General features: G+C 63.3%; 10 protein-coding genes. 6 read left to right on the plus strand and 4 right to left on the minus strand.

Annotation, left to right across the window (positions count from 1 at the left end; genetic code table 11):
• The 3 genes from AAF563_25000 to fabD all read right to left on the minus strand — a co-directional run.
• Nucleotides 1-80, minus strand: an 80-nt coding sequence (locus AAF563_25000) for an acyl carrier protein (GenBank protein MEM7124557.1), incomplete at its 3' end; no start/stop codon positions are given.
• Nucleotides 81-254: 174 nt separating this feature from the next.
• Nucleotides 255-992: a 3-oxoacyl-[acyl-carrier-protein] reductase gene (gene fabG, locus AAF563_25005; GenBank protein MEM7124558.1), complete on the minus strand. Its 738-nt coding sequence runs from the start codon at nt 990-992 to the stop codon at nt 255-257.
• 14 nt (nt 993-1,006) lie between these two features.
• Nucleotides 1,007-1,948, minus strand: coding sequence for an ACP S-malonyltransferase (gene fabD / locus AAF563_25010; GenBank protein MEM7124559.1), 942 nt, complete (start codon nt 1,946-1,948; stop codon nt 1,007-1,009).
• Between the two features lie 223 nt (nt 1,949-2,171).
• On the opposite strand from fabD, the gene rpsF reads away from it, so the two are divergent.
• From rpsF to AAF563_25035, 5 genes are all read left to right on the plus strand, one after another.
• Nucleotides 2,172-2,654 carry a 30S ribosomal protein S6 gene (gene rpsF / locus AAF563_25015; protein MEM7124560.1) on the plus strand — a complete coding sequence of 161 codons (483 nt, stop codon included), beginning with the start codon at nt 2,172-2,174 and terminating at the stop codon, nt 2,652-2,654.
• A gap of 5 nt (nt 2,655-2,659) precedes the next feature.
• Entirely contained in the window at nt 2,660-2,911 is a 252-nt protein-coding gene (gene rpsR / locus AAF563_25020; GenBank protein MEM7124561.1) for a 30S ribosomal protein S18, read from the plus strand.
• 27 nt (nt 2,912-2,938) lie between these two features.
• Nucleotides 2,939-3,913 carry a DUF2232 domain-containing protein gene (locus AAF563_25025; protein ID MEM7124562.1) on the plus strand — a complete coding sequence of 325 codons (975 nt, stop codon included), beginning with the start codon at nt 2,939-2,941 and terminating at the stop codon, nt 3,911-3,913.
• A complete protein-coding gene (gene rplI, locus AAF563_25030; GenBank protein MEM7124563.1) occupies nt 3,914-4,591 on the plus strand; it encodes a 50S ribosomal protein L9 in 678 nt (225 codons plus the stop codon).
• A gap of 151 nt (nt 4,592-4,742) precedes the next feature.
• Nucleotides 4,743-5,957, plus strand: coding sequence for a cyclopropane-fatty-acyl-phospholipid synthase family protein (locus tag AAF563_25035; protein MEM7124564.1), 1,215 nt, complete (start codon nt 4,743-4,745; stop codon nt 5,955-5,957).
• Nucleotides 5,958-6,095: 138 nt separating this feature from the next.
• On the opposite strand, the gene AAF563_25040 is transcribed toward AAF563_25035, so the two are convergent.
• Nucleotides 6,096-6,893, minus strand: coding sequence for an alpha/beta fold hydrolase (locus AAF563_25040; GenBank protein ID MEM7124565.1), 798 nt, complete (start codon nt 6,891-6,893; stop codon nt 6,096-6,098).
• A 233-nt stretch (nt 6,894-7,126) separates the two neighbouring features.
• On the opposite strand from AAF563_25040, the gene AAF563_25045 reads away from it, so the two are divergent.
• Entirely contained in the window at nt 7,127-8,656 is a 1,530-nt protein-coding gene (locus AAF563_25045) for a replicative DNA helicase (GenBank protein MEM7124566.1), read from the plus strand.
• Nucleotides 8,657-8,683: the final 27 nt, after the last annotated feature.

The raw sequence follows: 8,683 nt of genomic DNA on the forward strand, positions 1-8,683 counted from the left end.
GCGCTGTCCGTGACCTTGGCTTCATCGACGCCGAGATGGTCGACGACGATCTTTTTTACGCGATCAGACACATCGCTCATCGGGACACAACCTCCATGATTTCTCAAGAAATTCCGTGACTTGCGCGCTCCGGATAAGCACGCTGCATGACTGAAAACTGCTGGCCCCTACCCCCGGGGCGCGTCCATGTAACACACTTTAGTCTGCCATGCGATAGCTGGAAAAGCCCCTTTTCGGTGGACCAAATCCGGCCGTCAAATCATGGCCATACCGCCGTTGACGTGCAGCGTCTGACCGGTGACATAGGCGGCCTCGTCACTGGCGAGAAAGACGGCTGCCGCGGCGATATCGTCGGAGGCGCCAAGGCGTCCGGCGGGGATCCGCTGCAACAGGTTCGCGCGCACGTCATCGTTCAGGGCATCGGTCATCGCGGTCTCGATGAAACCCGGAGCGATGCAGTTGACGGTAATGCCGCGCTCCGCGACTTCCTGGGCCAATGACTTCGACATGCCGATCATCCCGGCCTTGGCCGCTGCATAGTTGACCTGGCCCGGATTGCCGGTAACGCCGACGATCGAGGTGATACCGACGATGCGGCCGTGGCGTCGTTTCAGCATGCCGCGCAGGAGCGCGCGGGTCAGACGAAATCCGGCCGTCAGGTTGACGTCCAGGATCGCCTGCCAGTCGTCGTCCTTCATGCGCATCGCAAGGGTGTCGCGGGTAATGCCGGCGTTGTTGATCAGGATATCGACCTGGCCCATGGCCTCATCGGCGGCAGCGGCCAGCGCCGCCGGCGCCTCGGCCTCGGCCAGGTCGGCGACCAGCACGTGGCAGCGCTCGCCGAGCGAACCGGCCAGTTCATCCAGCGCGTCTTGCCGGCGCCCGGCGATGCCGACCGTGGCGCCCTGGCCATGCAGGCCGCGCGCGATAGCGCCGCCCAGGCCGCCGGAAGCGCCGGTAACCAGCGCGGTCTTGCCGGAAAGGTCGAACATGCGGTCTCCCCCAATCAGAACGTTTTCAGGACGGCCTCGACATCGTCCGGCGTTTCGACGGAAACGCCCTTGAGGTCGCGGTCGATGCGGCGGGCAAGGCCACTCAGCACCTTGCCGGTTCCCAGTTCGATCAGGGTGTCGACATCGTGCTGCTTCATGGTCAAGACGCCCTCGCGCCATCTGACGGTCGCGGTGACCTGCTCGACCAGCAGGCCGCGCAGGGTTTCCGGCACGCTGACCGGCTGGGCGGTCACGTTGGCGACGACCGGCACGGCCGGCGCGCCGATGGTGACGGTTTCCAGTGCTTCGGCCATGCGCTCGGCGGCCGGCTGCATGAGGGGGCAATGAAACGGCGCGCTGACCGGCAACATGATCGCGCGCTTGGCGCCCTTTTCGGTCGCCAGTTCAGCCGCCTTCTCGACCGCGTCCTTGGCGCCGCTGACCACGACCTGACCAGTCGAGTTGTCGTTGGCGACGGCACAGACGCCGATGGCGGCGGCCTCGTCGACCAGCGCGTGGACGTCATCGAGTTCCAGCCCCAGGATCGCGGCCATGGCGCCCTCACCCACCGGGACGGCCTCCTGCATGGCCTCGCCGCGCAAACGCAGCAGGCGCGCCGTTTCAGCCAAGGGCAGCGAGCCGGCGGCGACCAGGGCGGAGTATTCACCCAGCGAGTGGCCGCCAACCATGGCGACCATCTGGTCCAGGGCGTGTCCGCCCTCTGCTTCCAGCACCCGGAGCACGGCGATGGACGAGGCCATCAGCGCGGGCTGGGTGTTGGTGGTCAGGGTGAGCTCGTCCTCCGGCCCCTCGGCCATCAGCCGGAAGAGGCGCTGTTCGAGGGCATCATCGACCTCCTCGAACACATGCCGGGCCGTCGGAAACGCCTCGGCCAGCGCCACACCCATACCGACCTTCTGGCTGCCTTGGCCAGGAAACACAAAGGCACGCGACATAAGGAGCCTTTCAGCTTGTGGAGAGCGCCCGGGTAACCCCCGCCCAGGGCTAGAATCGGCGCAGTCAACGGGCTCGACAGGGCCCTGTCAAGCATGCTTGATCGCCAAGGCAAAATCGCTATAGTGCGCCGCTCGCTGGCGCAGGCCCTTTGGGCTGATCGGCGTACCCGATCAATACGCCGGCGTTCGTCTTTTGTCGTTCTAGTTTGAGAGGAAGGGCCCGATGCCTTTCTACGAGAGCACGTTCATCGTGCGACCCGATGTGTCGCCGCAGCAGGTCGAGACCCTGGCCGAAGAGGTCGAGGGCATGATCAAGGAGCATGGCGGCGCCGTCACCAAGACCGAGTTCTGGGGTCTGAAGTCGCTGGCCTATCGCATGAAGAAGAGCCGCAAGGGCCACTATGTCTTCATGAACGTCGACGCGTCCGGCGATACGATCCACGAGTTGGAGCGCAATTTCCGCATCAACGAGGATGTCATCCGCTACCTCAACATCCGGGTCGAGGAGCTTGATAGCGAGCCGACAGCGATGATGAAGAGCCGCGCCAGCCGTGACGATCGCGGTCCGCGCCGCGACGATCGTGGGCGCGACGACCGCCCGCGTGGCGACCGCGACCGCGACGACCGCCCGCGTGGCGACCGCGACGCCAAACCAGACAACGCTGCCGGCGAGGCCGCAGCCGCACCGAGTGGAGACGAGACATGAGCGCCATGCGTCAGCCTGGCCCGCCGCTGGCACCGCGCCGCCCGTTCTGGCGCCGCCGCAAGACCTGCCCGTTCTCGGGCGACGGCGCGCCGGCCATCGACTACAAGGACGTCAAGCTCCTGCAGCGCTATATCTCCGAGCGCGGCAAGATCGTTCCCAGCCGGATCACCGCCGTTTCCGCGAAGAAACAGCGTGAACTGGCCCGGGCGATCAAGCGGGCCCGCTTCCTGGCGCTGCTGCCCTACGTCGGCCAGTAAGCCGCCGACCGGCAACGGCCGGCCGCCATGATTCCCAACCTTCTTGCCGTCGTCGCTGGCATGGTCAGCGCGACGCTTTATATCGTCGGCCTATCGGGCTCGGCCTGGGGCCTCTTTATGGTCTTCCTGTCGCCCCTGCCGATCTTTCTGGCGGGTCTGGGCGGAGGCGGGACCGCCAGCGGAATCGCCGGCGCGGTCGCCGTGATCGCGGCGTTTCTGACGTCGGCCGCCGATCCCCTGCTGGGCAGCGTGTTCAGCGTGTTCTTCGTCTTGCCCGCCTTCTTGATCTCTCACCTGGCGATGCAGTCACGCGAAGACAAAGACGGCAAGACCCATTGGTTTCCGCTGAACGCTATGCTTCAGCTACTGGTGATCATCGGCCTGTTCGATGTCGTGCTGGTCTCAGTTCTGCTTGGCCTATCCGAAGATGGTCTTGTGGAGACCATCCAAAACAACCTGCAGATCCTCGTCAGCGCACTTTATGGCGAATCGGAACCGGCGGAGTACGCCGAACTCGTCAGTCAATGGGACAGCCTCGTCATGGGTGCCGTCATCGCCACGGTGATGGTCAGCCTGGCCTGCTGTGGCGCGCTTGCCCAGGGCCTGTTGGTCAACACCGGCCGAAATCTCAGGCCCAGCCCCGCTTTTTGGCGCATGGCCATGCCGACCTGGGCGGTGATCGGCGGTCTTTTATGCCTTTTGATCGCCTTTTTGGCCGAGGATATTCTCGGCACCGAGCACTGGGTGGTCTTCCTGACCTACGTAACGACCGGATTTACACTGGTTTTTATAGTCGGGTTTCTGCTACAGGGGCTCGCCGTGATGCATGGCATGACGCGTGGCCTGTCGTTTCAGTTTCTGATCCTGACCGCCGTCTACATGATCGTCATCGTATTTCAGCCCTTCGGGGCCCTGACATTCGCCGCCATTGGGCTGGCTGACCGCTGGGGCAATTTCCGTGAGCGTTTCGGCCCGGGAACTGACCCTGAGATGGAGGACTAGATGGATATCGTGTTGCTGGAGCGCGTTGAAGCGCTCGGAAACATGGGAGACGTGGTCAACGTCAAGCCGGGCTACGCCCGCAATTTTTTGATTCCGCACGGCAAGGCGCTGCGCGCGACCAAGGACAACATCGCTGAGTTCGAGTCCCGGCGCGCCGAATTGGAAGCGCGCAATGCCGAAATGCGCGATGGCGCGGAGAACTCGGCCAGCGACCTGGACGGCGCCCAGGCGGTCCTGATCCGCCAGGCCAGCGACAGTCTGCAGCTCTATGGCTCCGTCAACGCGCGCGATATTGCGAACGCGCTCGCCGAGCAGGGCTTTGACATCAACAAGCGCCAGGTCGTCCTGGACCATCCGATCAAGAGCCTGGGCATCCACGAGGTGCGCGTCGCACTGCATCCGGAAGTCAACGTCACCGTCGTCGCCAACGTGGCGCGCAGCGAGGACGAGGCCGCCGTTCAGGCCGAGACGGGCCGCGCCGTCGGCGCCTTCGAAGAGGAGGAGGCCGAAGAAGCGGCCGCACCGGCGATCGAGGATCTGGTTGAGGCCGAGGTCGCTGAACAGGTTCTTGAAGACGTGGCGGAAGCAGCCGACGAAGGCGGCGAGGATGGCGGCGACGAGGCCGCCGGCGATGCCGAGGAAAGCCCGGCCGCCAACGAGGACGAGACCAAGGAATAGAGTACTCGGCGCTTAGTGGGCTTGTGCCGATGATGACTCACAAACAAACCTCGCAAGACGCTCGCTTGCGCTCATCCCGTCCATTGTCCGAGTCGCAGTGACTGGCTAACATGGTCGCGGGTTAGGTCTTTGTTGGGGGGATGCGCGCGGCATGTTGCTCGCCGGTTTCCTGAACCGTCTTATCGAGGTCGGCCATCTGCGGCTAATCGATTCGCGCGGCAAAACACATGATTTCGGCACGGTCGGCGCAGAACCTTCGGTCGCTCTGCGCCTGCACGACAAGGCGCTTGAGCGCAAGCTGCTGACCAATCCGCAGCTTCATGTCGGCGAGGCCTATATGGACGGCACGCTGACCATCGAAGAGGGTGAACTCAGGGACTTCTTCGCGGTGCTCGGCGCGAACATGTCCCGCCTCTATCGCGACGACCGGATGAGCCGAGTTGGCGGCTTCCTGCGCCGCAACGTGCTGCGGCCGATCCAGCAGCACAACCCGGTCGGCAAGGCGCAGAAGAACGTCGCCCATCACTACGATCTCTCCGACGATCTGTTCGACCTGTTTCTCGACGAGGACCGGCAGTACTCCTGTGCCTACTTCGCGACCGAGAACAGCACGCTGGAGCAGGCCCAGTCCGACAAGAAACGCCACCTGGCGTCAAAGATGCTGTTGCAGCCGGGTCAGAAGGTGCTGGACATCGGCTCGGGCTGGGGCGGCATGGGAATCTACCTGGCGCAGACCGCCGATGTCGACGTCACCGGCGTTACGCTCTCCAAGGAGCAGCACGAGGTCTCCAACCGGCGCGCCCAGGAAGCAGGCCTTTCCGATCGTGTCAGATTTCTGCTGAAGGACTACCGCGATCTCGAAGGACCGTTCGACCGCATCGTCTCCGTCGGCATGTTCGAGCATGTCGGCGCCGGTCACTATGTCGAGTTCTTCCGCAAGGTGCGCAGTCTGCTGGCCGACGATGGTGTGTGCGTGCTGCATTCGATCGGACGTTTCAGCGAGCCCGGCAACACGAACCCGTGGCTTCGCAAGTACATCTTCCCGGGCGGCTATACCCCTGCCCTTTCCGAGGTGATGACGGCGTTCGAACGCGCGCACTTATTCTCAACCGATATCGAGATCCTGCGCGTGCACTATGCCGATACGCTGAAACACTGGTGGCGCCGATTTACGGAGCACCGCGACCGCATTCGCGAGCTCTACGACGAACGGTTCTGCCGGATGTGGGAGTTCTATCTCCTGGCCTGCGAGAACGCGTTCCGCAACGATGACCAGATGGTCTTCCAGTTGCAGTTCTCCAAGAAACTCATGACCGTGCCCTTGACCCGCGACTACATGGTCGACTGGGAACGCGCCCACGGTTGAGCGCTACCCCCTCACCCAGCTTCGGCTAGGACGCTAACGCGACCAAGCCTGCGCAACCCTCTCCCTCGTTGGGGAGAGGGAAACGAAAACACGCTCCCTCTCCCCTTGAGGGAGAGGGCTGGGGTGAGGGGTCGCGCGTTACCGCGGCACGGTTCGGTCGAGGAAATCCAGCAGCAGCGCGTTGACCGTGTCAGCCCCTTCGGTGGTCGGCAAATGGCGCAGGCCTTCAAGGATAACGCACTCCGCGTTTGGTATCGCGGCCGCCATGGCTTGCGACATGGTCGGCAGCGAGCCGCGGTCGAGTTCACCCGTCGTCACCAAGGTCGGACAGGCGACGGACGAAAGCCGGCCGGTCAACTGCGGATCGGCACCGGCGAAGATCTTGTAGGCCGCCAGAAAGTCTGCGGGATTGTTACTTTCCAGACGCTTGCGAATCGCTGCGACCGCTTCGGGGTTTTGTTGCCGGTAGGTTTCCGACAGCCAGCGCTCCAGCGCCGCGTCGATCAAGGCTTGCGTCCCTTCCGTCTCGGCTTGCGCGATGCGTCCGCGAATGCCGGCGAGCTGTTCCTCTGTACGGTCGTAGACGCCGTTCATGAGGACCAGCGCGGTCAAGCGGTCGGCCTTGGATAGAGCGAACTTGAGCGACACAAGCACGCCCATCGACAGGCCAACGAGTGCGAATCGATCGAGCTCTAGAGCATCACAAAGTCGCTCGAGTTGTTCGGCGAAGTCAGCGAGTTCGAGTTCCTTGTCCGGCCGCGGCGTCGACCCATGCCCCAGCATGTCATAGCGAATCGTTGTATAGCGCTGCGCAAGAGCCGACACCTGGGCGTCCCACATGGTGTGGTCAAGCCCGACTCCATGGATCAGCACGACCGGCGGACCATCGCCTTCGATCGCCACGTGACTGCCGCCTTCAAACCGTTTGTCGCTCACCCGTCTCCCCCGTCAGAGTCGGCCACAGTGTTGCCGCCGTGGTATGGTTACTTATCCACACGGCAGGAGGCTGGCAATCGGTGGCAGGGTGCGGTTCTTTAAATTGGTCCCCAGATCACGGTACGCGTCAGTGCCAACGCGCGAAGTTTTTTCGTCGCCACACGAAGAGTTGGCGCACACCGCCAAGCAGCTTTCTGTTAGCTTGACGGGCTCACTCCAGTTCGACAGGCGCCATGGCTCAGACTAGTCCGCATGACCTCTCCGTTGTCGGCGACGACGACGTTACCTATCGCACGATGCCGCACAACGAGGAGGCCGAGCAGGCATTGCTGGGCGCGATCCTGGTCAACAACGATGCGATGAACCGGGTCGGCGACTTCCTGCGCGCGGATCACTTCTACCTGCCGGTCCACGGACGGATCTTCGACGCCATCGAACGTCTCATCGAACGCGGCCAGATCGCCAACCCGGTCACACTGAAAACGTTCTTCGAACAGGACGAAGCACTGGTCGACATCGGCGGTGCAGATTACCTGGCGCGCCTGGCAAGTTCGGCCGCGACGATCATCAATGCCGCGGAGTACGGCCGGCAAATCCACGACAACTTCGTTAGGCGCGAACTGATCACGATCGGCGAGGACGTCGTGAACGACGCCTTCGAGGCCGACGTCGACAACAGCGCCGACAGCCAGATTGAAAACGCGGAGAAGTCGCTGTTCGATCTTGCGGAGTCCGGTTCCTACAAGCGCGATTTCCGCAGCTTCAAGGAGGTCGCGGTCGGCGCGCTTGAGATGATGGAGGCCGCGTATCGCCAGCAGTCGGGCATGACCGGCATTTCGACCGGCTTGCGCGACCTCGACGATCTGTTGGGCGGCATGCACAAGTCCGATCTCGTCATCCTGGCGGCGCGTCCAGGCATGGGTAAGACCTCGTTCACCATGAACATCGCCCTGCATGCCGCCAAACAGTACCGGGCCGAAGTCCAGGAAGACGGTACGGCCAAGGTCGTCGACGGCGCTGTCGTCGGTTTCTTCTCGCTTGAGATGTCGGCGGAGCAGCTGGCGACCCGCGTCTTGTCCGAGACGTCCGGCATCCCGTCGGAAATGCTGCGGCGCGGTCAGATCAACGCCCGTGATTTTGACGCCATCGTGCGGGCAAGCCAGGAGCTGTCGCGCATCCCGCTCTATTTCGACGATACGCCGGCGCTGACCATCCAGGGGTTGAGGACCCGGGCCCGCCGGCTGAAGCGCCAGCACGGGCTCTCGTTCATCATTGTCGACTACCTGCAACTGGTGCGCCCCAGCGCCCGCGCGGGCAGCGACAACCGGGTCCAGGAGGTCTCCGAGGTCACCCAGGGCCTGAAGGCACTGGCCAAGGAACTCAACGTGCCGGTCGTGGCGTGTTCGCAGCTCTCACGCGCGGTCGAGCAGCGGGAAGACAAGCGGCCCCTGCTCTCCGACCTCCGCGAATCCGGTTCGATCGAGCAAGATGCTGATATCGTTATGTTTCTTTACCGTGAGGACTACTATCTCGCGCGTCAGGAGCCGCAGGCCAAGGTTGGTGAGGACGAGTCGGACGCGAAATACCGCGAACGGCTTGAACACTGGCAGCAAAGGATGGAAAAGAGGCGCGGCATTACCGAGGTGATCATCGCCAAACAACGCCACGGCGCCACCGGCGACGTCGAGGTCTACTTTGACGGCGCGACCACCAAGTACACGGATCTGGAGACCCGTTATTCACCTGACGACGGACCACATTGAGCGCGCTGCCACCGAACTGATTATCGA

This window comes from Pseudomonadota bacterium, from assembly GCA_039028155.1.
Lineage (GTDB): Bacteria > Pseudomonadota > Alphaproteobacteria > SP197 > SP197 > JANQGO01.